This is a genomic window from Mycobacterium sp. smrl_JER01 (assembly GCF_048513595.2).
Taxonomy (GTDB): Bacteria; Actinomycetota; Actinomycetes; order Mycobacteriales; family Mycobacteriaceae; genus Mycobacterium.
This window is the reverse complement of the sequence record NZ_JBLXXK020000001.1, coordinates 2,434,445-2,457,059: the sequence shown is the minus strand read 5'-3', so window position 1 is coordinate 2,457,059 and position 22,615 is coordinate 2,434,445. Positions and strand designations below refer to the sequence as shown.

Genomic DNA, 22,615 nt, shown 5'->3' with positions numbered 1-22,615 from the left:
CACCACAACACCTGGACCCGGCTCTAGCCCACTTGAAAACAACTCTTCAATCTGGTCCGGGGTGGGCGGTTGGTAAATCGGCACATCCTCGACCGGAAACAGATTCCGATGCGGCCCAATTTTGTCCAACAGCTCGGGGAGACTCGTCTCCTGCAGGGATGCGTTCAAAGCGCAACTAGAACTCCCGCATTCGAAGGGAATCCTTATGCGCGAACCCAACTTATTCGTTGGGCGAAGTGACGTAGAGAAGCCGCCGCGGTAGAGGTCCCAACGAATTCGGCCGTCTATCAATCGGCCATCGTCGATATCGGCGATGAAGTACCGCCGCTTCTCCTCGGGGTGAAGACACACAACCATGTATCGGATCGGATCGCTCACAAGGCGCCTCCCCCATTCTCGGCGATCTTCGATAGCAGCGCTGCGATCTCACGGTCGCGACCGCCCGCGATGTGCTGGTACTTCAGTGCGGCTTGTGGGGTCGAGTGTCCAAGTCTGCCCATGAGTTCCGCGAGTGTCGCTCCAGTCGCCGCCGCGAGGACAGCGCCGGAGTGACGCAGGTCGTGCACCCTGAGATCCTCGCGGCCAGCCTTCGCGCGGGCGGTGTAGAACATGCGGTAGAGGGCGCTCGGCGCCAGGTGGCGTTCGGGGTCGCCGACCGAGGGAAACAGCAGCGCGTTCTTCCCTGGTTGTACGCGGCGGTCGAGGTGATCCTCGATTACCGGGATGAGGTGCGGCGGGATGCTGATGTCTCGCACGCCTGCATCGCTTTTCGGTGTCGTCACCTTAAAGTCATCGCCTGCTCGGACGACGGCCCGCCGCACTCGCACCACCTCATCGTCGAGGTCGACATCCTTGCGACGCAACTCAGTCAGTTCCCCGAACCTCATCGCCAGCCAGGACGCCATGAGGATAAACGTCTTGTACGTGTCGGGCATGGCGTTGGTGATCGTCTCCAGTTCGCCGAGAGTGGCAGGTCTGATCTTGTGGACGCGCCGAGCGGTTGACGCTCCCGCGATGCGGCATGGGTTGCTATCGACCAGGTCGTCGGCTAGGGCAGTGTGCATGATGGCCCGCAGAAGTGAGTAGGCGTGGGCGCGCATAGTTGGGGTTCCGACCGCGGTGGTGGCGTACCAGCGGCGCACGGCATCGGCGGCGATGTCTCGCAGTTCAGCGTCGGCGAATGTCGGCAGGATGTGGTTGTCGAGCAGTTTGCGGTAGTGCTCGCGGGTGCGGTCCTTGATGCCGCGCTGCTTCAGCCATCCCTCGGCGTAGTCGCCGAACGTGGCCGAGGGTCGTTCCTCTTGTCCGCTGGCTGGGGACCAGAGTTCGCGGTCGATCTCGCGGCGCCGGTCGGTCAGCCAGGCTTCGGCGTCGACTTTCGCATCGAACGTCTTTGGTGCGATGTAGACGTTGGCGTCGGGTCCGGTGTACGACGCTTGCCAGCGGCCTGACTTGAACTGCCTGATCCGTCCGAACTTGCGGCGCTGCCGCGACTTGGCTTGCGTCACTGTCGTCTCCCATCCGCGCAATAAACGCGCAATAAGAAACTACCTCAGGTGGTACTTGCTTCCGCTTAGCTCCAGCGTTACTGTCATGCGTGTCGCCAGTTCAGAGGCTTTCTGCACAGGTCAGACAACTCCACACCGGCCCACCAATGAAACTGGTTCAATCCCAGTATCGCGCACCAGAGTTCTTGCAGTTCAACCGGCATTTCTGCGATTACCGTCGCGGCCACCGAATGGAGGAGGCCGCGCCCCACGCTCCCATCGAGGGCTCGGCGCGTCCCCAGAATCTGAAATCGAGTTTTGGCCGCAACCCGCTCTGAATCCCACCTTCTCCGGGATCGCGACTAAACCAACTGCCCCTGTGACGGTCACCAACCAGCTACACGATGGATGCAACGCCGGAGCTCTCCGGTGATGCACACGTGTCGGTGCCGAGGCCTTCATTCCGTGGGGTTCCGCCGCGAGGGGCTGGTGCGGCGGCTGAGGCCGCCCCCAAAATCTGGATCGCTACCGGTCCGACGATCTACGGCAGGCACAATCAGGAACTGATCGATGCCGGACAGCTACCGGGTCTCAACCGCGCCGAGCGGGCCGAGCTGACGGCGGCAACAATCGCATCCGCGAGTCCCTCGTGTGCGTCGACAAACGCGCCGCAGCCGCCGAGGGCGGGCCGTTTTCGGGTGGCTACTCACACCGCACCATTCTCAACGCGGCAGGTGAACGAGCATGGTATGCGCAGCTTTTCGCTCGACCAACGCGCCGATCGCAGCGCCTCTGAGCCCCATGAGTGAGTCATCACGTCCGCCGATGGCGGTTTTTCATGCCCGCCGACAGTCCCCTACCCGATAGCGGGCCGCAACATTCGCGAATGCATGGAGGTTATCCGCCATGACACGGGAGGTTATCCCCCGTGACACTGGCATTTTTAATCAGCATGATGTGGCCATGACCCTCGTTTAGCAGAGACTTTTTAGCATCACATGGGAGCCTCGCCGCCGAGATAGCTGCACCAGACTCGAACACGTGATATCGGAGCAGAAACTGATATGAAGATGAGCCCAAAACCCGTAGAGAGATTTTTGATGGGACGCCGCAACTTTCTCGGCGGCGCGGCTGCGCTGGGTGTGGGTGCCGGATTGTCCGCGTGTGCCACCACATCCAATGATCCCGCGACAGAGAATGCGGACATCTCGTCGCGAGACCAAGACCTGCCATTTATCGGCACCGAAGAGACCTATACCACCGATGAGCTGATTGCACTGAACGCATTTAACGATGACCACGCGGAGTACCTCCAGGAAACAGGTCTTGCCGACCTCGGTCCTAGGCGCATCGGCGCAATGGACGAGGCGGGCATCAATGTTCAAGTCCTCTCCGCACATACGCCGGGCGTGCAGGATCTCGCCGGTCAGGAGGGCAACGATTTTGCGTATCGTCTCAACAAGATGATCGCCAATGGTCCGATGACCACCTATCCAGGGCGCTACCAGGCCTATGCGACCCTGCCCCTGCAGGATCCCGAGGCATCTGCGGACGAATTGGAGCGCGCCGTGCGCGAAGACGGCTTCGTGGGTGCCATGACCAACGGGTTCGTCGGCACCAAGTTCCTCGACCACCAGGATTTCGAGCCCGTTCTGGCGCGCGCCGAGGCACTTGAGGTTCCGATATACCTGCATCCGGGTTTCCCACCCAAAGAGGTCTTTGATATTTACTACAGTATTGAGCGCCCAGGATATAATGACGAGCATCAGGATTACATTCTCAGTGGTTCAGGATATGGTTGGCACCAAGAAGTGCTTACCCAGTCACTTCGACTAATCATGACCGGGGTGTTCGATAGATTCCCTCGACTGCAGATGATTATCGGCCACATGGGCGAGGGCCTTCCGTTCTATTACGAGCGTATCGTGAATGATTTGGGAGAGTCGACCGAAGGTTCGCTCAACAAACCTCTCGCGCAATACTTCGATGACAATTTCTGGTACACAACCAGCGCATTCTTCCAGGATGAACTACTTCATCTCTTGCTGAAGTACATCAGTGTGGATCGAGTGATGTTTGCGACCGACTACCCATTTGCAAACATGAAGGAAGGGACCGACTGGTTTCGGGCAGTGGACCTGCCACGCGAGACCAAGGACAAAATCGCGTTCCGAAATGCAGAGAAACTGCTCGGCATAACGGTGTGACGCATCCGTCCGACGCTGCAAACAGGCGAACGGTCCCCTGCGGCGTCGCGGTCGATCGCAGCACGCAGCATGAAGTCCAGGACCGCGCCGACGATCGTCGGCAACGCGCTCCACACCGAGATAAAATGCGCTCCTTCGAGTTCACCAGTGTGGGCACGTAGGAGGTACCGCGGATGGAAGCCTCTGCTCCGAGCCCGGCCGAGCGTGCCGCCAGAGCCGCGGAGCGGGCCCGCCAATTGCAGCAACGACGCCTGGACCTGGCCGCCGGCAGCAGACCCACACCAGAGTCGCTACAAGAAGCCCGGCGTCACGCCGACGAGGCCGAGGCGCGTGCCCGCGAGGCGCACCGGGCCGCAACGCTCAGACACGGCGAGGTGGCGCACGTGCACGAGCGCGCCGCCAACGCACTGCAGCGCGTCGTCATGGAAGGCGGCGCCGACCCCGCTGGACTGCAGGAACGCGCCGACGCGCACTGGCAGGCCGCACAGGAGCACTACGAGCTGCGCAGCCGAGACACCTCCGTCGCCGAGGACCAGGCCGGCGCGCCCCCGTCCCCGCCGGGGTGAGACCGAAGCGCCGCGACAGCGCATCCGATCCCGCCGTGCCCCCCTTCGACGGCGATTCGCGGGAGCCGCATCCGCCACCACCTATCGAACATATGATCGATAGGTGGCAATGCAGCGGATCGGGCACGGCGGCCAGCCGCTGCGCCCCGTCTTCCGCCGCGTCCACCCTCCACGTGCCGTCCTTGTCGATCTGATCGCGCTGTTTCCCCGAGAGCCGCACTGCGAAGGCAGATATCACCCGCTGGGTTTGCAGATGGACTCCGTGGTCGACGGCACCCTGGCCTGTTGGGGGCTGAGCGAACAGGGCCGGTGGTGGGGGCTGGTGACCTACCGGATCAGACACGGCAGCGCGAAGGACCCGGTGACCCATTGGGTGCCGGCGTCGGTCCTCAAGATGCGCTAGCGGGTTGCATCACGGCGGTGGCCGCGCTTGACGTTGGCCACACGCCCCCCGCAGAAATTGACGTTTCGCCTGGACAACCGGCACGCTGCACGCCGTGATCGCGTTGAGTGAACAGCAGATCATCGATCAGCTTGCACTGCGGCTGGCCGATGCCCATGCTCGGCTGGAACCGGCCCGGGTAGCCGAGATCGTGCAGGAACAGTACGCGCGCTTCGAGGGTCGTCCCATCCGCGATTTCGTCCCGCTGTTCGTGGAGCGAAACGCGACCGCCGAGTTGATCCAACTCGGCGGCTGACCTCGTTTTCGAAGCAGAGACCTAACTGTCTATCAGGTCGTTCTCAGGTTCGGTGCATACCGTCAACGGTGTTCGCTTGAGAACCGAACGAGGACGAACCCGATTCGCTCGGCCCGCCACCAACCCCCCGGGTGGCGGGCCGAGATCGTTTGTCGCCTCGATTCGCATCGGCGCCCGACCGTCCAGGTCCCGGTCAGGGAATCACCCGCGCGGGATGACCATCGGCTCGAAAGCTCACGACGCCACCACCCCACCCGCTACTGTTCTCGGTACGCCGGTACGGTTTGCGACGACGTAGGGGTGGAACATGATCCGCGAAGTACTGGCAGCAGCCGCGTTCGCTGCTGCCGCCGTGTGCGCAGCACCCGCCGCCTCCGCCGAACCCGGACCCATGTATCCGGACACCCCGGGCCGCTACGCCACCGACGTGCCGGGGATGAACTACGAGGCCCGCCTGACCGCGCCCTGCACCAACATGGATCAGTTCACCTTCGGACGCGGACCCGGCGGCCAGGCGATGCAGTGCCGATGGGTTCCGAACCAGTGGCCACCGGTCTACACGGGGTTCTGGCAGATCAGCTACGAACTGTTCGGCGTGCGGGAGATCGGCACACCGTGCCCGAAACCGCAGTCGTCGGCCCAAGCACCGGACGGACGTCCACTGGTGTGCATGGGCGCCGAGGGCTGGCAGCCCGGCAAGTTCAACGGAGCCGGCTTCACGCCGATGTGAGCCCTGGTGGCGACGCCTCCAAATCGACGGCCACCGCGGTCGATGGCCTCACACCAGCGCAAGCGCTTCACGAACTGCGCAACGTTCGGCTCGGTTCGGTACCGAAGACCTCTTTGTAGGCGCTGCTGAACCGACCGGGATGACTGAACCCGCACCGCCCCGCGATCGAGGTGACCGTGTCGTGCGCCGGATCGGCCGACTTCAGCTCCCGGTGCGCGCGTTCCAGCCGAACCCTGCGCAGATACTCCAGCGGGGTGGCGTCCAGGTGATCGCGGAACGCGTACTGGATGGCCCGCGGCGTCACGTCGGCGGCAGCGGCAATGTCCCGGATGGTGATGTCGTACTGGGAATTGCCATGAATGAAGTCCAACGCGCGCCGCAACATCCGCGGCTGCATCTTGGTGTGATCGTCGCCCTTCATCGCCGGCCGGATTCCCGGATTTCGCGCAGAACGAAACACCGGAGTGATCCATCCCACTCGCATGACACCATCGAACGATGACCGAACGAATCGAGATCTCCCGGTCCATCGCCGCTCCCGCCGCCGACATCTTCGCCGTTCTCTGTGACCCACAGGGGCACGTGGCCATCGACGCCACCGGCATGCTGCAGGACGCCGACGGCGAACCGGCGCAGGCCGTGGGAGACACCTTCGTCGTCCACATGGATCGCGAAGCGCTCAACGACTATCCCGAGCTGGGTCGCTACGACGTGACCGTGCGGATCACCCAGTTCGAGGCGGACCGCCTGATCGCGTGGACCATCCTGGGCCAGATCAAGCCGCCGATCGGGCACGTCTACGGCTACCGGTTGGAGCCCGCCGAGCAGGGAACGCTGGTCACGTCGTTTTACGACTGGTCCGACATCGACGAGCACTGGCGCGCCGCCGACATCTTCCCGGTGGTCTCCGAACTCGCGCTGCGGGCCACCCTGGGCATCCTCGACCGCACGGTACGTCGGGGCTACCCACACCCCTGATCGTCAACCGACAGTTGACGATGCGCTGACGTCAACCTATGGTTGACGCATGAGCGACACCGCCAAGATCAGCCATCCCGTCCGACTCGATGACCTCATCGAGGTGATCACGCGCGTCCACGACGAACCCCTCGACCAGTTGACCGACGCAGTGTTGGCCGCCGAAGCCCTCGGCGAGGTTGCTGACCACCTGATCGGGCACTTCGTCGATCAGGCGCGCCGCTCCGGCGCATCCTGGACCGACATCGGCAGATGCATGGGCGTGACCAAACAGGCCGCCCAGAAACGGTTCGTCCCCAAAAGCCCCACCGACACCGCCGCCCTCGATCCCGAAGCCGGATTCAGCCGCTTCACCGACCGCGCCCGCACGGCGATCGTCGAGGCCCAGAACAAGGCACACGACGCCGGCAATGCCGAGATCCTGCCCGTCCACCTGCTTCTCGGTCTGTTCGCCGACCCGACCGGCCTGGCCGCACGCCTGGTCGCCGGCCAGGGCATCGACATCGCGGGCATCGCCGGACGCATCACGCTACCCCCCAGGGTCGACAGCGTGCCCGCGTTGGTCCCGTTCGACACCCGCGCCAGAAAGGCGCTGGAGCTGACATTCCGACAAGCACTTCGCCTGGGCCACAACTACGTTGGCACCGAACATCTGCTGTTGGCCCTCTACGAAGAAGAGGACGACGACGGGGTGCTGCACGGGCTCGGCATCGACTGGGACCGCTTCGAGCGCGAACTGCGCGAAGCACTGGCGGCACTCGCCGGAAAGTGACCCGACACCGCGACCTCACATCCGGGCCCGGTCGGGCGTCTTCATGATGTGAAGGTGCGACCGTTCGAAGAGGTGGTGGCGCGCCACGGCGCCACGGTGCTGCGGGTCTGCCGCGCCGTTGTCGGCCCCGCCGACGCTGAGGACGCCTGGTCCGAGACGTTCCTGTCGGCTCTTCGGGCCTACCCCGCACTGTCCGAAGACGCCAACGTGGAGGCGTGGCTGGTCACCATCGCGCACCGGCGCGCGCTGGACGCCGGACGGGCCCGAACCCGTCGCGCCATCCCCGTCGACTCGGTTCCCGACCGCGCCGACCCGGGGGCCGATCCGGCCACCCGCGACCCGGATCTGTGGACGGCACTACAGCGGCTGCCCGCCAAGCAGCGTCAGGCCGTGGCCTACCACCACATTGCCGGCCTGCCCTTCACCGAGATCGCCACCATCCTCGGCACCACCCCCGCAGCCGCACGCAGAGCGTCCTCGGACGGTGTGAAGGCTCTCCGGACGCACTATCGGAAGGACGAAACACAGTGAGCGACATGATGTTCGATACACCCATCGACGACGGGGCCGCACTGAGTCGGCTGCACGACCGACTCGCCGACGCCGCCGACACCGCCGGACTGCTCGACGTCGGGTACCGCACGCTCGACTCCCCGGTCGGCCGCCTGCTGCTGGCCGCCACGCCGGTAGGTCTGGTGCGGGTGGCCTTCGACATCGAAGTCCACGATGCCGTGCTGGCCCAACTCGCGACCGCGGTCAGCCCCCGCATCCTGCACGCGCCGGCCCGCTTGGACACCGCCGCGCGCCAACTCGACGAATACTTCGGCAAGCGCCGCACCGACTTTGACGTTGCCATCGACCTCCGACTCACCGCCGGCTTCCGGCGCAGCGTGGTCGAGCACCTGCGGGCCATCGGATACGGCCAGCGGCAGAGCTACTCGCAGGTGGCCGCCGCCATCGGAAGCCCCCGCGCCGTGCGGGCGGTGGGCACCGCCTGCGGGCACAATCCGCTGCCCGTGGTCATCCCCTGCCATCGGGTGGTGCGCTCGGACGGCACCACCGGGCACTACGTCGGCGGCAGCCACGCCAAATCCGCTCTGCTGGCCCTGGAATCCGGCCGCGCAGCGCGGGAATGAATTCGCCCACCCCGCGGTAGAACGTGGCATGAAACTCAACGACGCCGCCCGCACGCTGATCGGAAACGGGGCCGACGCCACGCTCGTGACCGTCAACCCCGACGGCAGCCCGCACGTGTCCCTGGTCTGGATGGCCCTGCAGTCCACGCCCGACGGCGACGAGTTGGTCTCTGCACACCTGGCGGACTACAAGAAGCTGCGCAATGTGCGGCGCGACCCGCGGGTGGCGATCACCATCGTCCCGCCGGGCGCCGTCACCGGCGCGATGCGGCCCTATCTGACCGTCTACGGCACCGCGCGCGTCGTCGAAGGCGGCGCGCCCGAACTGCTCGCCGAACTGGTCACCACCCTGGCCGCCCCCGGCACGCAGTTCCCGCCCCCGGACGCCCCACCCGGCTACCTGACCCGGGTCCGCGTCGACAATGTCGGTGGACTCGGACCCTGGGCCTCCTGACGGCCGAGACCATCCAGCCTGACGGCCAAGACCATCCAGCCTGACGGCCAAGACCATCCAGCGCCCCCCACGGGTGTGCGATCATGCCTTGCATGCGTCGCTGGCTCGTGCTCCTGACCGCCACCCTGGCAACACTCGGCGGTGTCGTCGCACCGACGGCTTCGGCGGCCGGCATCCCGATCGGACGGCTCGGTGACACGCTGCGCGTCGAGTACAAGGGCTTGATCGCCGATGTCTCGGTGAACAACATCGTGCCGTCGGCTCCCCCGCCGGGCTTCGGCTATCCGCCGCGTGCTCCGCGTAACCAGGTGTTCCGCGCCGATGTCACGATCACTCCGGTTCAGCTTCCGACGCCGTACGCGATGGCGATCACGTTCTCGTTCCGAGGAGTCACCCCGACCGGCGACGCCTACGAGTCTCGTAACAGCGACGCCCCCGACGCCCTGCAACACATGATGCAGCGCGCCGCCGTCGGCCAGACCTTCACCGGCGGTGTGTGGTGGGACTGCTACCGGGATCTGGTGTCCAACGTCGTCCTCCTGGACAAGATCAGCGGACTGCGCCTCGCGCAATGGAACGTGGCCTGACAATCGGCCCGGCCGAGGCGACGCGGCTCGACGAACTCGCCGACGTCGCGGCGCGCACGTTCCCGCTGGCCTGCCCGCCGACCGCCGAGCCGGCCGATGTCGCCGCGTTCATCACCGAGAACCTGTCCGGCGAGCGGTTCGGCCGTTATCTCGCCGACCCCGATCGCACCGTCCTGACCGCAGTCGAGGATGGCCGAATCGTGGGCTACGCCATGATGGTCCGCGGGGTGCCCGATGACCCTGATGTCACAGCGGCGGTCACCGTGCGTCCGACCGTGGAGCTGTCGAAGATGTACGTGCTGCCCCAGGTGCACGGGGCGGGCGCCTCGGCGGCGCTGATGACCGCGGCGCTGCAGCATGCCTGGGAGCACGGCGCGGCGTCGGTCTGGCTGGGCGTGAACCAACTCAATCGGCGCGCGCAGCGCTTCTACGCCAAACACGGCTTCGCCGTCACCGGCACCAAGACCTTCCGCCTCGGTGCCCACGTCGAGCAGGACTACGTGATGGTGCGGCCCGCCTGACCGGCGGCGGTCAACGCCAACAGTCGCGACGTCGCCCTCAGGTACTTCTTGCGGAACCCGCCCTCGAGCATCTCCGCACTGAAGATGGTGTCGAGCTTGGTGCCCGACGCGACCACGGGAATCCCTGCGTCGTAGAGCCGGTCGGTCAGCGACACCAGGCGCAACGCGACATTCTGGTCGTCGATCGGATGCACCCCGGTGATGAACACCTGCGTCACCCCCTCGATCAGCGTCAGGTAGCGCGACGGGTGCATCGTCGCCAGGTGCGCGCACAGCGCATCGAAGTCATCGAGCGTCGCATCCTGCACGTCTTGCGCCCACGCCGCCACATCGGCGTCGCTCGGCGGCTCCGGCGCCGGCGGCAGGTCTCGATGCCGGTAATCGGGACCTTCGATGCGCACCGTGGTGAACATCGCTGCCAGCGTGTTGATTTCGCGCAGGAAGTCCTGCGCGGCGAAACGCCCCTCACCGAGTTGCTCGGGCAGCGTGTTCGACGTGGCCGCCACCGACACCCCACGCTCGACCAGGGCCGACAGCAGCCGCGAGATCAACGTCGTGTTGCCCGGATCGTCGAGTTCGAACTCGTCGATGCACACCAGTACGTACTCGGACAGCAGCTCGATGCACTCCAGGAATCCGAACACACCGGCCAACTGAGTCAGCTCACCGAACGTCGCGAACGCCTTCCTGCCCTCGACCGCGTAGTACGACGAGGCCAGCAGGTGCGTCTTGCCGACACCGAATCCGCCGTCGAGGTACACCCCCACCCCGGGCAGCACTTCACGCTTACCGAACAGCTTCTTCTTACCCGCCCGGCGCTGGCCGGCCTGTTCGCAGAACTGCCGACAGGTCTGCACCGCCGCGGCCTGCGACGGCTCGGCCGGATCGGGACGGTAACTGTCGAAACTGACGTCGGCGAACGTCGGTGGCGGGATCAGCTGAGCGATCAATCGTTCCGGGGTGACGCTGGGCTGTCGGTCCACCAGATGCGCGACATGATCGGACCCGTGCATGCAGGCACCTTAACGGCGTGCTGTGATTCTGCGTATGTCCGGCGACGGTGACGGGACGCAGTTCACAATGTTGGGCCGCATCGGAGAACTCGACCCCGCGGCTGTGGCGGCGCACTACGGCTACCTCACCGGACTGCGATCGTGCTGGGTGCGCGGCAACATGATCGCCTCGGCCGACGGCGGCGCCACCAGCGGCGGCAAATCCGGCCTGCTGGGCGGCGACGGAGACCGCGCGTTGTTCACCATGCTGCGCGAACTCGCCGACGTGATCGTGGTCGGTGCCGCCACGGTTCGGGTGGAGAACTACTCCGGTGTGCGGCTCGGCGCCGCCGAGAGACTGGAACGGCAGAGCCGGGGGCAAGCCGAGGTACCGCCGATCGCGGTGCTCACCCGGACGGGGTTGCTCGATCCCGACGCCGCACTGTTCCACCACACCGAGGTGGCCCCGCTGATCCTGACCTGCACCGACGTGGCCGGCCAGACCAGGCGCCGGTTGGGAACGCTGGCCGAGGTGCTCGACGCGTCCGGCCCGCAGACGGACACGGTGGATCTGCGCACCGCGCTCGACCGGCTCGCCGAGCGTGGGCTGGTGCGCGTCCTCACCGAGGGCGGTCCCGGTGTTCTCGGCATGCTCACCGAGCAGGACCTGCTCGACGAGCTGTGCCTGACCCTGTCCCCGACGCTGGTGGGAGGCGCATCCGGGCGCGTGGTCACCGGACCGGGGGAAGTGCGACACCGCATGGCGCTGCTGCACGCACTCACCGACGACCACGGCTACCTGTATCTGCGCTACGTCCGAGACCGGCTCGGACGTAGGCCCTGAGCCCGCCGGTCCGCCGCGGAATCCGACCCGTACCGGTCAGTACTGTGGTCACCATGCGTCGACTGGTGCCGGCTGTCGTGTTGTCGATGGCCGTCGTGCTCCCGCTGACGGCCTGCTCGCCCGGCCTGGCCGCCAACCCGCGCTTCGCCACCGACTCGGGCGCAGGCCCACAGGGTGCACCGGAGACCACCGATCAAGCCGCCGGACCGCCGGCCGTCGAAGCCCCCAAGAACGACCTCGCGTGGCGCGACTGCACCGCCCGCGTGTTCTCGTCGGCAGCCGTGCCCGCGCTGCCCGGGGTGAAACTCGACTGCGCCAGCTACGACGCCGACCTCGACCCGATCAACGGCGCCACCGGAACCGTCAGCATCGGCGTCGTCCGCGCCACCTCGGTGGAAACCCCCGCCGACGCCGGGCCGCTGGTGCTGACCACCGGATCGGACCTGCCGTCGTCGGTTCAGCTGCCGACCTGGCTCTCACGTGCGGGCGCCGACGTGCTCAAGAGCCACCCCATCGTGGCGGTGGACCGCCGCGGCATCGGGATGTCGGGTGCTCTGGACTGCCGGGACCTGTTCGACCGGCAGGAGATGTTCGAGCAGGCGCAGTTCCAGCCCGGCGACGATCCGGTGGCCAACCTCGGTGCGGTCACGATGACCGCGACGACCAGCTGCACCGACACCATCGCCCCCGGTGACTCGGCCTACGACAACGTGCACGCCGCCGAGGACATCGAACGCCTACGGACCACCTGGGACGTCCCCGCGCTGGCGCTCCTCGGTATCGGCAACGGCGCCCAAGTGGCGCTCGCCTACGCCGGATCGCACCCCAGCAAGGTGGCCCGCCTGTTGCTGGACTCGCCTCTGCCACTCGGCATCTCCGCCGAAGCCGCCACCGAACAACGGGTCAAGGGTGAGCAGGCCGCCCTCGACGCCTGGGCCACGCAGTGCCTGGCCACCAACTGCCCGCTCGGCCCCGACCCGAAAGCCGCGGTCGACGAGCTGCTGACCGCCGCGCGCGAAGGCCGAGGACCCGGCGGTGCGTCGGTGGCCGCCGTCGCCGACGCCATTTCGACCGCGCTCGGGTACCCGCGCGGTGGACGCATCGACACCGCCAACGAGCTCGCGCTCGCCATCTCCGATGCCCGCACCGGCAACACCAACCGGCTGAACAACCTCATCAACCAGGCCGAGACCCTGCGCCAGACCGACGGCCAGTTCGTCAACACCTGCAGCGACGCACTCAATCGCCCCACCCCCGACCGGGTACGGGAACTCGTGGTCGCCTGGGACAGGATGTACCCGCAGTTCGGCACCGTCGGCGCGCTCGACATGGTGAAGTGCCTCAACTGGCCCAGTGGCACCGTGCCCAAGGAGCCCAGCGATCTCACCGTCCCGACCCTGCTGCTGGGCGTGGCCGACAACCCGATCGTCGGCAACGAAGGCGTCGCCGCGGTCGCGGCCACCGCGATCAACGCCGGCTCAGCGAACCGGCGGGTGATGTGGCAGGGCATCGGACACGGCGCGACGATCTACTCCCCGTGTGCGTTGCCCCCGGCGATCGAATACCTCAAGACCGGCGAACTGCCCCCGACCGACACGTACTGCCCGGCCTGACGGTTTCGGCTGACCCCTGAGGTACGGTGCGGGGCGTGCGTGATCTTGTCCTGACCGCTTTCCGGCCCCGCACCACTGCTCCCACCACGGCGTCGGTACTCCGCGCGATTCTGTGGCCGCTGGCGATCATGGCGGTGATCCACCGCAGCTACATCCTGGTGTTCAACCGCTACATCACCGACGACTTCGCCCCGATCTACCGCGCGGTCATCAACTTCAAATTCGGCTGGGACATCTACAACGAGGACTTCAGCCACGTCGATCCGCACTACCTGTATCCACCCGGCGGAACGTTGATCATCGCCCCGTTCGGCTACCTTCCCGAGGTCGCGTCCCGCAACTGGTTCATCTTCTTCAACACCGTCGCGATCATCCTCGCCGGGTACTTCCTGTTGCGCCTGTTCAAGTTCACGCTCAGCTCGGTCGCGGCACCGGCGCTGCTGCTGGCCATGTTCTGTACCGAAAGCGTCACCAACACATTGGTTTTCGCCAACATCAACGGTGTCATCCTGCTGTTGGAGGTGCTGTTCTTGCGCTGGCTGCTCAGTGCCGATCAGCCTGGCAAGCGACACCATGAATGGTGGGCGGGGGTCAGCATCGGGCTGACGCTGGTCGTCAAACCGTTGTTGGCGCCGTTGCTGCTGCTGCCGCTGCTCAACCGGCAGTGGCGCGCGCTGCTGGCGGCCTTCCTGGTTCCGCTGGCGTTCAACCTCGCGGCGTGGCCGCTGATCAGCGACCCGATGAACTTCATCACCCGCACCGTGCCGTACATCATGTCGACGCGCGACTACTTCAACAGCTCGATCCTGGGCAACGGCGTCTATTACGGCCTGCCGATGTGGCTCATCATGTCGTTGCGCGTGCTGTTCGTGGTGCTGGGCGCGGTCGCGTTGTGGCTGCTCTACCGCTACTACCGGACCCGGGATCCGCTCTTCTGGATGCTGACCTCGTCGGGGGTGCTGCTGACCACGTCGTGGCTGGTGCTGTCGCTGGGACAGGGCTACTACTCGATCGCACTGTTCCCGTTCCTGATGACGGTGGTGCTGCCGAACTCGGTGATCCGCAACTGGGTGGCCTGGCTGGCCGCCTACGGATTCCTGACCATGGACCGCTGGTTGCTCTGGCAGTTGCCCAGCACCGGCCGCGCCTTCGAGTATCTGAAGATCACCTACGGCTGGTCGCTCATGGTGGTGGTGGTGTTCTCGGTCCTGCTGTTCCGCTACCTGGACGCCAAGGAGGACGGCCGCCTCGACGAGGGCATCGATCCGCCGTGGCTCACACAGCCTCGCGCGGCAACATCAGCCGAGTAGCCTGAAAGCCATGACAGCTCCCAAACTGGTGCTCAGCGACGACCAGTGGCGCGAACGGCTCACTCCGCAGGAGTTCGCGGTGCTGCGACAGGCCGGCACCGAACGCCCGTTCACCGGCGAGTACACCGACACCAAGACCGAAGGGGTGTACCAGTGCCGCGCCTGCGGGACCGAATTGTTCCGCAGCAGTGAGAAATTCGAATCGCACTGCGGATGGCCGTCCTTCTTCGACCCGGCCGATTCCGATGCGGTGATCCTGCGCCCCGACGATTCGCTGGGTATGCGCCGCGTCGAGGTGCTGTGCGCCAACTGTCACAGCCACCTGGGCCACGTCTTCGAAGGTGAGGGGTACCCGACCCCGACCGACCAGCGCTACTGCATCAACTCGATCTCGCTGCGACTGGTTCCGTCGGAGTCCTGACCCGAGCCGGCGTCACGGCAATGCGGTGACCAACTGCTCGACCGACACCCGGGGCCCGGTGAAGAACGGCGTCTCCTCCCGCACGTGGCGGCGCGCATCGGTCGCCCTCAGATCGCGCATCAGGTCGACGATGCGGTGCAACTCGGGCGCTTCGAAGGCCAGCAGCCACTCGTAGTCGCCCAGCGCGAAGGACGGCACCGTGTTGGCCCGCACGTCCTTGTATCCGCGCGCCGCCATACCGTGTTCGGCCAACATCCGGCGGCGCTCGTCATCGGGTAGCAGATACCACTCCAGCGAGCGGACGAACGGATACACGCAGATGTAGGCGCCGGGCTCCTCGCCGGCCAGGAACGCCGGGATATGGCTCTTGTTGAACTCGGCCGGGCGGTGCAACGCCACATTGCTCCACACCGGGCTCGACGCCCGGCCCAAGGTGGTGGTGCGCCGGAAATCCGCGTACGTCTTCTGCAGGGCCTCGACGGTGGCCGCATGGGTCCACATCATGAAATCGGCGTCGGCGCGCATCCCGGCGATGTCGTAAAGCCCCCGCACGACCACCCCGTCGTCCTCCTGTCGCTTGAGGAACGTCGCGGTCTCCTCGACGATCTGCGCACGCCCGTCACCGTCGGCGTCCAGCGCGCCCGGTTTCACCGCGAACACCGAGAACATCAGGTAGCGGATCGTCGCGTTCAATTCGTCGTAATCGAGCTTGGCCATGCGCCCATGGTGCCATGCAGCCGGTTGTGCCCCAGCACGTCACCGCCGGTCCGGGGTTCCCCCGACCACCAACGCCGCGACGGCCCGCGCGGCGGACGCCACACACGCAGGCACACCGATACCGTCGAGGTATCCGCCGGCGGCGGCGAGTCCGTCCGGCAGACCGGCGCGCAGTTCGGCGATCAGCCCGGCATGCCCGGGCCCGTACTGCGGCATCGCGTCGATCCAGCGGACGACTCGGGAGTCGACCGGCTCGACCGTGACACCGAACAGCGTCGACAGGTCCCGGCCCGCCCAGGTGAGCAGTTCTTCGTCGCCGGTGTTGCGCGCCAGGTCGTCGCCGAAACGGCCGTAGGAGAGCCGGACCATCTCCACGTTGGCGCGCCGCCCCCACTTACGCGAGGACAACGTCACCGCCTTGGTGTGCAGCGGCCCCGCCGGTCCCGCGACCAGCACCCCGGACTGCTCGGGCAGCGGGGTGCCGCCCGGCAGAGCCAGCGCGACCACCGCGGCCGAGGCGACCGCGATCTTGCGCGCCGCGGCGGCACTGCGCGGTGCCACCTCGCCGACCAGACCCGGCAGCCGCGGGGCGGGCACCGCGAGCACCACCGCGTCGGCGGGCCAGCGCGCGCCTTCGTCGTCGACCAGCTCCCACCCGGCACCGGCCCGGTTCACACCGCGCACCGCGACCTGCGCCCATCTCAGTGCGGACCGGCGCACGAGTTCGTCGACGAGCACCTGGTAACCACCGTCGATCGCGCCGAACACCGAACCGGGCTGCGGCGGAGGCAGCGCCGCGGTCACCGCCTCGGTCAGGCTGCGCGCGCCGCCGTCGAGCGCCGCGGCCACCGTCGGGACCGCCGACCGCACCCCGATCGTCGCGGCCGAACCGGCGTACACGCCGGCCAGCAGCGGGTCGACCGACCGGGTCACCACCTGCTCACCGAAACGCTCACCGACGAGATCGGCGATCGACGGATCGGCCCCCGAGCGCCAGGAGAACGGCCGGCGCGGTTCGTCGAGCATCCAGCCGATCGTGGCGTCGTCGACCAGACCCCTCAGCGCCGCTGGGCGGGCAGGGATGCCCTGGACGGTGTGCGTGGGCAGCGGGTGCAGCCGGCCTTCGCTGTAGATCAGCGGCCGGGCACCGGAGGTGGTGATCTGTCTGCCGGCCAGACCGAGTTCGTTGAGCAACGCGGGCACTTCGGGCCGGCGGGCGACGAACGCCTCGGCGCCCACGTCGAGCAGTTGACCGCCGATGCGTTCGGTGCGCAGCACCCCACCCAGCCGGTCCGCGGGATCCAGCACCGTGATCGACGCGTCCGGGCCCACTGCCACCCGTAACCGGTATGCCGCCGCCAGCCCTGAGATACCGCCGCCGACAACGCAATAGCGGCGAGAAGTCCCACCGCTCACAATTCGTGCACCAGTGCCACCGCATCGGTGATCACGGCGGGGTCGGTGGCGGGCAGCACGCCGTGGCCGAGGTTGAACACGTGCCCGACCGCGCCGGCGTCCACCGCCCGCCTACCGTCCTCGACGACCGCCCGCACCGCGCGCTGCACCACGGGCCAACCGGCCAGCAGCACCACCGGGTCCAGGTTGCCCTGCAGGGCACAACCCGGCCGTACCCGCCTGGCAGCGTCGATCAACGAGGTGCGCCAGTCCACACCCACCACGGCGGGCACACCGTGATCGGTGACCGCCTCCGACATCGCACCCAGCAGCTCCGACGTGCCCACCCCGAAATGGGTCATCGGCACCCCGTAGCCGGCCAGCGCGGTGAACACCCGCGCACTGTGCGGCAACACGTAGGAGCGGTAGTCGGCCAGAGACAGCGTTCCCGCCCACGAGTCGAACACCTGGATGGCATCCACCCCCGCCTCCACCTGCGTGCGCAGAAATTCGATCGTGACGTCGGTCAGCGCCGACATCAACGCGTGCCAGGTCTCGGTGTCGCCCAGCATCATCGCCTTGGTGCGCTCATGGTTGCGGCTCGGGCCACCCTCGACCAAATAGGACGCCAGAGTGAACGGGGCCCCGGCGAACCCGATCAGCGGCACCTGCCCCAACTCCGCGACGAGTCGGCTCACCGCGACGGCCACCGGGGCCACCTGCTCGGGTTCCAGCGGACGGACCGCGGCCACGTCGCCGGCGGTGCGGATCGGGTGCGCGATGACCGGCCCGACGTCGGGAACGATGTCGACGTCGATACCCGCCGCGCGCAGCGGCACCACGATGTCGGAGAACAGGATCGCGGCGTCCACGCCGTGTCTGCGCACCGGCTGCAAGGTGATCTCGGTGATCAGGTCGGCGTCGAAGCAGGCCTGCATCATGGTGTTCTCGGCCCGCAACGCCCGGTACTCGGGCAGCGACCGACCCGCCTGCCGCATCATCCACACCGGCACCCGGAATGGCTTGCGACCGGCGACTGCGGCCAGGTACGGGGATTCGGGCAGCTCGCGGCGCGTGTTCATCGCCCACCATGCTGCCATGCCGGGTCCGGTCCGAATCGGCGCGCCATGAGCACAGACCTGCTCGAATGGGCTAGCGTCAAACGCCGTGACCACCGCCGAACCGGCTCAATTCCGTGAAGCGGTGGCGGCGATGAATGCCACCACCGTGCGTCCGGAGATCGAGCTCGGCCCGATCCGACCGCCGCAACGCCTCGCTCCCTTCAGCTATGCGCTGGGTGCGGAGGTCAAGCACGCCGAGACCGCGATCATCCCCGAACGCTCCGAAGGCGACGCGTTCGGTCGGCTCATCCTGCTGCACGATCCCGAGGGCGCCGAAGCCTGGGACGGCACCATGCGTCTGGTCGCCTACATCCAAGCCGACCTGGACTCCACCGAAGCCGTCGACCCGCTGTTACCCGAGGTCGCGTGGAGTTGGCTCGTCGACGCCCTCAACGAGCGCAACGAGCACGTCACCGCGCTGGGCGGCACCGTCACGGCCACCACCTCGGTGCGCTACGGAGACATCTCGGGTCCGCCCCGTGCCCATCAGCTCGAGCTGCGGGCGTCCTGGACCGCCACCGATCTCGACCTGGGTCCCCACGTGCAGGCATTCTGCGAGGTGCTCGAGCACGCCGCGGGTCTACCCCCGACCGGGGTGACCGACCTGAGTTCCCGCAGCCGCGCCTGACCCGATGGCAGAACCCGAGACCATCGGCCCGTCCGCGGACGCCGACCACGCCGACACCGAACCCGACGCCCCGCCCCCGGACGCCGAACCGCTGCTGACGCCGCGCGACGGGGTGCCCGGCGTGTCCATCAGTCGCTATGAGATCGAGGCGGCCGCCGACCGGTTGGCCGCCGGGACCGGCCCGTTCGCCGTGGACGCCGAGCGGGCGTCGGGATTCCGGTACTCCAACCGCGCCTACCTGGTGCAGATCCGGCGCGCCGGGGCCGGCACCGTGCTGATCGACCCGGTCAGCCACGGTGGCGATCCGCTCGAGGTGCTCGCCCCGGTGGCCGCAGTGCTGTCCGACGCGGAATGGGTACTGCACGCCGCCGACCAGGACCTACCGTGTCTGGCCGAGATCGGCATGCGGCCCCCGTCGCTGTACGACACCGAGCTGGCGGGCCGGCTGGCCAACTACGACCGGGTCAATCTCGCCGCGATGGTGCAGCGGCTGCTGGGGTTGCAGCTGACCAAGGGCCACGGCGCGGCCGACTGGTCCAAACGCCCCCTGCCCGATGACTGGCTCAACTACGCCGCGCTGGATGTCGAAGTGCTCGTCGAGCTGCGCGACGCTGTCGCCGGCGTGCTCGACGAGCAGGGCAAGGCGGACTGGGCGGCGCAGGAGTTCGAGTATCTGCGCACCCTGGAGGCGACCCCGACCCGGCGGGATCGCTGGCGGCGCACGTCGGGCATCCACAAGATCCGTGACCCTCGGGCGCTGGCCGCCGTGCGCGAACTGTGGACCACACGTGACCAGATCGCACGACGCCGCGATATCGCACCCGGCCGCATCCTGCCGGACTCCGCGATCGTCAGTGCCGCGACGGCCAACCCGGACACGATCGAAAAGCTCACGGCGCTACCAGTTTTCGGCGGCTCCAAGCAGAGACGCAGCGCTCAGGTGTGGCTGGACGCGCTGGCCCGTGCCCGCACCACCGAACCGCCGGAGGCGCAAGAGCCGTCCAACGGACCCCCACCGGCGTCCCGATGGGCACGCCGCAAGCCTGAGGCCGCGGTGCGGTTGGAGGCCGCACGCGCCGAACTGACCGCGCTGGCACAGCAGGTGTCGATTCCCGTCGAGAACCTGCTGTCGCCGGAGATCGTGCGCAGATTGTGCTGGGACTGGCAGCCCGTCGACGGCGCCGAGGCGACCGCGGCGGCCGTGGATGCATTCCTGCGCGATTCCGCTGCACGCCGGTGGCAGCGCGAGTTGACCGTCCCCGCTCTGACCACAGCGCTAGTCGCGTCCTGAGACGAGTTCGACCGCGGCCGCCTCGACGGTCTCCTCGGACAACAGCACCTCCAGCGCGGCGTCGCCGAGGGGGATGAAGCTGTCCTCACCGGCCACCCGCGCCATCGCGCCGGTGTAGCCGGAGTCGATCAACGCGCTCAGCACGCCCTCGCTCACGCCACCGCTGCGCCGCGTCTCGTCCACGACCAGCACCCGGCCCGTCACGTGCGCCTCGGTGAGGATGTCCGCCAACGGAAGTGGCGCCAACCAGCGCAGGTCCACCACGCGGACGGCGATGCCGCGGGCGGTCAATCGGCGTGCGACCCGCAGACTCATCCGCACACCGTTGCCGAAGGTCACTATCGTCAGATCACGACCGTCGCCGTAGGTGCGGGCTCGCCCGATCGGCACCGTGTTCCCCTCGTCGCGGGCCAGCCAGCCGTCGTCGCCGTCGTCGTAGAGGTCACGCGTGTGGTACAGGGCGATCGGCTCGCAGAACAGGCACACCACCCCGGCCTGCCGGGCGGCCACCACACAGGCACGCATCATCGCGGCGGCGTCGTCGGGGCGCGACGGCGAGGCCAGCACCACCCCAGGCAGATCCCGGATCGCGGTGATCGAGTTGTCGTTGTGGAAGTGGCCGCCGAAGCCCTTCTGATAGCCGTAGCCGGCGATGCGCACCACCATCGGATTACGGTACTGGCGGTTGGAGAAGAACTGCAGGGTGGCGCCCTCGCCGCGGATCTGGTCGGCCGCGTTGTGCAGATAGGCCAGGTACTGGATCTCCGGGATCGGTAGCAGACCCGAAACGCCGGCGCCGAGCGCCAATCCGAGAATGGACTGCTCATCGAGGAGGGTGTCGAAGACGCGGGCGGTTCCCGCCCTGGCCTGCAGCCCGCGGGTCACTCCGTACACCCCGCCTTTTCGGCCGACGTCCTCGCCGAACACCATCGCCTCGGGATACTCCTCCAGGACGTCCGCGAGCGCACCGTTGATCGCCTGGGCCACCGTCACGGCAGCCCCGGGCCGCGACTCACCGGGTGCGGCCACGCTGCTGACTCGGACCGCCTCGTCGAGGGCGTCACACAACGGCGCCATCACCGTACCCGGATCGTCGAGTTGCGCCAGGTCGGCGACGTGGCTTGCCAGCGAGAGCACTTCGGCCCGCTTGGCCTCGTAACAGTCGAGGACCTGGGCCGGTGTGAGCACGCCCGCCGCGACCAGCGTCCGCGCGCTGCCCAATACAGGATCGCGGTCATACTCGCCGGTGATCTCGTCGGGCCTGCGGTAGCCCGGCTCGTAGTCCGAACCGGCATGTCCCATCAGTCGCACGGTGCGCAGATGCAGGAAGGCCGGCCGGCGCTGGGTGCGAACGTAATCGGCGGCCCGGGAAGCCACCGTCAGCACCTCGGGCAGGTTCGATCCGTCTGCGCTGAAATAGCGCAGGCCCTCGCGGGCACCGTAGGTGCGGGCGATCCAGCCGCTCGGAGTCTTGACGCTGATCCCGATGCCGTTGTCCTCGCAGACCAACAGCAGCGGCATCGGCATGCCCTGATAGGCGGTATGCATGGCGGTGTTGACGGCGCCGACGGCAGTTGAGTGGTTGGCCGAGGCGTCGCCGAAGCTGCATACCGCCAAAGCATCTGCAGGCCAGGCACATTCCACGCCCAGCTTGCGGGCACGGGCGATGGAGAACGCGACGCCGACGGCCCGCGGCAGATGCGACGCGATGGTGGAGGTCTGCGGGATCACGGCGAGGTCGTGGCGACCGAAGACCTTGTGCCGTCCGCCCGAGATCGGTTCCTCAGTGGCCGCCACCACCCCGAGCAGCACGTCACGCAGCGGGTCGCTGCCCTCGACCTGACCGGCGCGAGCCACATAGAAACCACCGGACCGGTAGTGCAGCAGCGCCGGATCGGTGGGCCGCACCGCCGCCGCGACCGCGGCGTTGCTCTCGTGACCGGACGATCCGATGGTGTAGAAGCCCTTGCCCTGCGCGCGCAATCGGCGCGCGGCCAGATCCAGATGTCTGCTTCCCAGCTGCGCGTCGAACACGTCGAGACACAGCTTGGCCGAGACGCCCTGCAGGACAACAGGATCGGGGACATCCGGCGCGGCCAGCGACGAAACGGTGGCACTGAAGTAGTTGTCGATAGGTTCGGCCACTG

General features: G+C 67.3%; 25 protein-coding genes. 18 read left to right on the top strand and 7 right to left on the bottom strand.

The window, feature by feature from the left end; translation table 11 throughout:
* Positions 1-374: 374 nt before the first annotated feature.
* Positions 375-1,508 carry a tyrosine-type recombinase/integrase gene (locus ACNUDN_RS11655; RefSeq protein WP_419122085.1) on the bottom strand — a complete coding sequence of 378 codons (1,134 nt, stop codon included), beginning with the start codon at positions 1,506-1,508 and terminating at the stop codon, positions 375-377.
* A gap of 1,043 nt (positions 1,509-2,551) precedes the next feature.
* Here ACNUDN_RS11655 and ACNUDN_RS11650 point away from each other — a divergent pair.
* The 5 genes from ACNUDN_RS11650 (at position 2,552) to ACNUDN_RS11630 (ending at position 5,688) form a co-directional block, all read left to right on the top strand.
* Positions 2,552-3,694: an amidohydrolase family protein gene (locus tag ACNUDN_RS11650; RefSeq protein WP_419122084.1), complete on the top strand. Its 1,143-nt coding sequence runs from the start codon at positions 2,552-2,554 to the stop codon at positions 3,692-3,694.
* A gap of 173 nt (positions 3,695-3,867) precedes the next feature.
* The gene (locus tag ACNUDN_RS11645) at positions 3,868-4,260 is read left to right on the top strand and encodes a hypothetical protein (protein ID WP_419122083.1); all 393 of its coding nucleotides are present in this window, start codon (positions 3,868-3,870) and stop codon (positions 4,258-4,260) included.
* Between the two features lie 109 nt (positions 4,261-4,369).
* Positions 4,370-4,663: a hypothetical protein gene (locus tag ACNUDN_RS11640; RefSeq protein WP_419125121.1), complete on the top strand. Its 294-nt coding sequence runs from the start codon at positions 4,370-4,372 to the stop codon at positions 4,661-4,663.
* Positions 4,664-4,757: 94 nt separating this feature from the next.
* Positions 4,758-4,958, top strand: a complete 201-nt coding sequence (locus ACNUDN_RS11635) for a three-helix bundle dimerization domain-containing protein (RefSeq protein ID WP_419122082.1) — start codon at positions 4,758-4,760, stop codon at positions 4,956-4,958.
* 307 nt (positions 4,959-5,265) lie between these two features.
* Entirely contained in the window at positions 5,266-5,688 is a 423-nt protein-coding gene (locus ACNUDN_RS11630; RefSeq protein WP_419122081.1) for a hypothetical protein, read from the top strand.
* Between the two features lie 67 nt (positions 5,689-5,755).
* On the opposite strand, the gene ACNUDN_RS11625 is transcribed toward ACNUDN_RS11630, so the two are convergent.
* Positions 5,756-6,109 (bottom strand): helix-turn-helix transcriptional regulator, encoded by a 354-nt coding sequence (locus ACNUDN_RS11625; protein ID WP_419125120.1) that lies wholly within the window; start codon positions 6,107-6,109, stop codon positions 5,756-5,758.
* 77 nt (positions 6,110-6,186) lie between these two features.
* Between ACNUDN_RS11625 and ACNUDN_RS11620 the strand changes: the two genes are divergently transcribed.
* From ACNUDN_RS11620 to ACNUDN_RS11590, 7 genes are all read left to right on the top strand, one after another.
* Positions 6,187-6,666 carry an SRPBCC family protein gene (locus ACNUDN_RS11620; RefSeq protein WP_431959891.1) on the top strand — a complete coding sequence of 160 codons (480 nt, stop codon included), beginning with the start codon at positions 6,187-6,189 and terminating at the stop codon, positions 6,664-6,666.
* Between the two features lie 49 nt (positions 6,667-6,715).
* A complete protein-coding gene (locus ACNUDN_RS11615; protein WP_419122079.1) occupies positions 6,716-7,438 on the top strand; it encodes a Clp protease N-terminal domain-containing protein in 723 nt (240 codons plus the stop codon).
* Between the two features lie 48 nt (positions 7,439-7,486).
* Entirely contained in the window at positions 7,487-7,969 is a 483-nt protein-coding gene (locus ACNUDN_RS11610) for an RNA polymerase sigma factor (RefSeq protein WP_419122078.1), read from the top strand.
* A 5-nt stretch (positions 7,970-7,974) separates the two neighbouring features.
* On the top strand, positions 7,975-8,574 hold the full coding sequence (locus ACNUDN_RS11605) for a methylated-DNA--[protein]-cysteine S-methyltransferase (protein ID WP_419122077.1): 600 nt from the start codon (positions 7,975-7,977) through the stop codon (positions 8,572-8,574).
* 28 nt (positions 8,575-8,602) lie between these two features.
* Complete coding sequence (locus ACNUDN_RS11600; protein ID WP_431959888.1) at positions 8,603-9,028, top strand: PPOX class F420-dependent oxidoreductase; 426 nt, start codon at positions 8,603-8,605, stop codon at positions 9,026-9,028.
* A gap of 92 nt (positions 9,029-9,120) precedes the next feature.
* A complete protein-coding gene (locus tag ACNUDN_RS11595; RefSeq protein WP_419122075.1) occupies positions 9,121-9,615 on the top strand; it encodes a hypothetical protein in 495 nt (164 codons plus the stop codon).
* A complete protein-coding gene (locus ACNUDN_RS11590) occupies positions 9,600-10,136 on the top strand; it encodes a GNAT family N-acetyltransferase (RefSeq protein WP_419122074.1) in 537 nt (178 codons plus the stop codon). The genes ACNUDN_RS11595 and ACNUDN_RS11590 overlap by 16 nt, the downstream gene beginning before the upstream one ends.
* Here the strand turns inward: ACNUDN_RS11590 and zapE are convergent.
* Positions 10,112-11,149 (bottom strand): cell division protein ZapE, encoded by a 1,038-nt coding sequence (gene zapE, locus ACNUDN_RS11585; protein WP_419122073.1) that lies wholly within the window; start codon positions 11,147-11,149, stop codon positions 10,112-10,114. The two genes, ACNUDN_RS11590 and zapE, sit on opposite strands and share 25 nt — an antisense overlap.
* A gap of 34 nt (positions 11,150-11,183) precedes the next feature.
* On the opposite strand from zapE, the gene ACNUDN_RS11580 reads away from it, so the two are divergent.
* The 4 genes from ACNUDN_RS11580 to msrB are packed head-to-tail and all read left to right on the top strand — an operon-like array spanning position 11,184 to position 15,316.
* Positions 11,184-11,972, top strand: coding sequence for a pyrimidine reductase family protein (locus ACNUDN_RS11580; RefSeq protein WP_419122072.1), 789 nt, complete (start codon positions 11,184-11,186; stop codon positions 11,970-11,972).
* A 53-nt stretch (positions 11,973-12,025) separates the two neighbouring features.
* The gene (locus tag ACNUDN_RS11575) at positions 12,026-13,585 is read left to right on the top strand and encodes an alpha/beta fold hydrolase (RefSeq protein ID WP_419122071.1); all 1,560 of its coding nucleotides are present in this window, start codon (positions 12,026-12,028) and stop codon (positions 13,583-13,585) included.
* A gap of 35 nt (positions 13,586-13,620) precedes the next feature.
* Positions 13,621-14,895 (top strand): arabinofuranan 3-O-arabinosyltransferase, encoded by a 1,275-nt coding sequence (gene aftC, locus ACNUDN_RS11570; protein ID WP_419122070.1) that lies wholly within the window; start codon positions 13,621-13,623, stop codon positions 14,893-14,895.
* A gap of 10 nt (positions 14,896-14,905) precedes the next feature.
* A complete protein-coding gene (msrB, locus tag ACNUDN_RS11565; protein ID WP_419122069.1) occupies positions 14,906-15,316 on the top strand; it encodes a peptide-methionine (R)-S-oxide reductase MsrB in 411 nt (136 codons plus the stop codon).
* 12 nt (positions 15,317-15,328) lie between these two features.
* Here the strand turns inward: msrB and hemQ are convergent, their stop codons facing one another.
* From hemQ to hemE, 3 genes are read right to left on the bottom strand one after another with little or no spacing between them, the layout of a single operon-like run.
* Positions 15,329-16,033, bottom strand: coding sequence for a hydrogen peroxide-dependent heme synthase (gene hemQ, locus ACNUDN_RS11560; protein WP_419122068.1), 705 nt, complete (start codon positions 16,031-16,033; stop codon positions 15,329-15,331).
* Between the two features lie 39 nt (positions 16,034-16,072).
* On the bottom strand, positions 16,073-17,449 hold the full coding sequence (locus ACNUDN_RS11555) for a protoporphyrinogen oxidase (RefSeq protein WP_419122067.1): 1,377 nt from the start codon (positions 17,447-17,449) through the stop codon (positions 16,073-16,075).
* On the bottom strand, positions 17,446-18,510 hold the full coding sequence (hemE, locus tag ACNUDN_RS11550; RefSeq protein ID WP_419122066.1) for a uroporphyrinogen decarboxylase: 1,065 nt from the start codon (positions 18,508-18,510) through the stop codon (positions 17,446-17,448). Before hemE ends, ACNUDN_RS11555 begins: the two co-directional genes overlap by 4 nt.
* 85 nt (positions 18,511-18,595) lie before the next feature.
* Between hemE and ACNUDN_RS11545 the strand changes: the two genes are divergently transcribed.
* Positions 18,596-19,177: a DUF3000 domain-containing protein gene (locus ACNUDN_RS11545; protein WP_419122065.1), complete on the top strand. Its 582-nt coding sequence runs from the start codon at positions 18,596-18,598 to the stop codon at positions 19,175-19,177.
* Between the two features lie 4 nt (positions 19,178-19,181).
* Positions 19,182-20,468 (top strand): ribonuclease D, encoded by a 1,287-nt coding sequence (locus ACNUDN_RS11540; protein WP_419122064.1) that lies wholly within the window; start codon positions 19,182-19,184, stop codon positions 20,466-20,468.
* Here the strand turns inward: ACNUDN_RS11540 and ACNUDN_RS11535 are convergent.
* Positions 20,454-22,613, bottom strand: coding sequence for a thiamine pyrophosphate-dependent enzyme (locus ACNUDN_RS11535; protein WP_419122063.1), 2,160 nt, complete (start codon positions 22,611-22,613; stop codon positions 20,454-20,456). The two genes, ACNUDN_RS11540 and ACNUDN_RS11535, sit on opposite strands and share 15 nt — an antisense overlap.
* Between the last annotated feature and the right edge of the window lie 2 nt (positions 22,614-22,615).

Bases quoted from the DNA above. Each gene is read 5' to 3' on its own strand.
- hemE (WP_419122066.1), bottom strand. From the start codon at position 18,510: ATGAACACGCGCCGCGAGCTGCCCGAATCCCCGTACCTGGCCGCAGTC.
- ACNUDN_RS11580 (WP_419122072.1), top strand. From the start codon at position 11,184: ATGTCCGGCGACGGTGACGGGACGCAGTTCACAATGTTGGGCCGCATC.
- ACNUDN_RS11640 (WP_419125121.1), top strand. From the start codon at position 4,370: ATGCAGCGGATCGGGCACGGCGGCCAGCCGCTGCGCCCCGTCTTCCGC.
- ACNUDN_RS11620 (WP_431959891.1), top strand. From the start codon at position 6,187: ATGACCGAACGAATCGAGATCTCCCGGTCCATCGCCGCTCCCGCCGCC.
- ACNUDN_RS11600 (WP_431959888.1), top strand. From the start codon at position 8,603: ATGAAACTCAACGACGCCGCCCGCACGCTGATCGGAAACGGGGCCGAC.
- hemQ (WP_419122068.1), bottom strand. From the start codon at position 16,033: ATGGCCAAGCTCGATTACGACGAATTGAACGCGACGATCCGCTACCTG.
- ACNUDN_RS11590 (WP_419122074.1), top strand. From the start codon at position 9,600: ATGGAACGTGGCCTGACAATCGGCCCGGCCGAGGCGACGCGGCTCGAC.
- ACNUDN_RS11615 (WP_419122079.1), top strand. From the start codon at position 6,716: ATGAGCGACACCGCCAAGATCAGCCATCCCGTCCGACTCGATGACCTC.
- ACNUDN_RS11645 (WP_419122083.1), top strand. From the start codon at position 3,868: ATGGAAGCCTCTGCTCCGAGCCCGGCCGAGCGTGCCGCCAGAGCCGCG.
- ACNUDN_RS11595 (WP_419122075.1), top strand. From the start codon at position 9,121: ATGCGTCGCTGGCTCGTGCTCCTGACCGCCACCCTGGCAACACTCGGC.
- ACNUDN_RS11540 (WP_419122064.1), top strand. From the start codon at position 19,182: ATGGCAGAACCCGAGACCATCGGCCCGTCCGCGGACGCCGACCACGCC.
- ACNUDN_RS11650 (WP_419122084.1), top strand. From the start codon at position 2,552: ATGAAGATGAGCCCAAAACCCGTAGAGAGATTTTTGATGGGACGCCGC.
- msrB (WP_419122069.1), top strand. From the start codon at position 14,906: ATGACAGCTCCCAAACTGGTGCTCAGCGACGACCAGTGGCGCGAACGG.
- ACNUDN_RS11575 (WP_419122071.1), top strand. From the start codon at position 12,026: ATGCGTCGACTGGTGCCGGCTGTCGTGTTGTCGATGGCCGTCGTGCTC.
- zapE (WP_419122073.1), bottom strand. From the start codon at position 11,149: ATGCACGGGTCCGATCATGTCGCGCATCTGGTGGACCGACAGCCCAGC.
- ACNUDN_RS11625 (WP_419125120.1), bottom strand. From the start codon at position 6,109: ATGAAGGGCGACGATCACACCAAGATGCAGCCGCGGATGTTGCGGCGC.
- ACNUDN_RS11605 (WP_419122077.1), top strand. From the start codon at position 7,975: ATGATGTTCGATACACCCATCGACGACGGGGCCGCACTGAGTCGGCTG.
- ACNUDN_RS11630 (WP_419122081.1), top strand. From the start codon at position 5,266: ATGATCCGCGAAGTACTGGCAGCAGCCGCGTTCGCTGCTGCCGCCGTG.